The 515-nt window shown below is 76.5% G+C and carries 1 pseudogene; it reads right to left on the bottom strand.

Going from position 1 to position 515, the window contains the following annotated elements:
* Positions 1-515: pseudogene (locus tag KS423_RS47020) on the bottom strand (hypothetical protein); the annotation flags it as partial.

Genomic DNA, 515 nt, shown 5'->3' with positions numbered 1-515 from the left:
CAGGCCCAGCACCGGGCCCAGCTGCTTCGGCCCGGGCAGCGGCGCCGCGGCCAGCAGGGTGGCCAGCGCGACCGCGCCCACCCCGGCCGGCACCCAGTCGGCCACCAGCAGCGCGGTGCACAGCGCCGTCACCACGGTGGCCGAACCGAGCACGGTCAGCGCGTAGAACCGCTCCTTCGGGTCCGACGGACGGAACGTCTGCAGCACCAGCACGAGCAGGAAGAACCCGCCCAGGGTGCCCACCACGGCCGCCACGCCGCCGTCGGAGTCCGCCAGCAGCACCGCCACGTCCGCCGTGAAGCCGGCCAGCGCGGCGAGCAGGATGCCCTGCCGGGCGGGCCACATGCCGTTCAGCCGGAACCAGCCGGCCGCCGTCAGCAGCTGGAGCAGCGCGACCACCAGGGCCAGTGCGATCTGCCCGAGCGCGGCGCCGCCGGCCAGCAGCGCGGCCGCGCCGGCGGTGATCAGCGCCGGTTGCAGACCCGGATCGATGATCGGCGAGCCGGTCCGGCCGC

This window comes from Streptomyces sp. LS1784 (assembly GCF_020103755.1).
Classification (GTDB): domain Bacteria; phylum Actinomycetota; class Actinomycetes; order Streptomycetales; family Streptomycetaceae; genus Kitasatospora.
The sequence above is the reverse complement of the archived record's forward strand: the minus strand, read 5'-3'. Positions and strand labels throughout refer to the sequence as shown.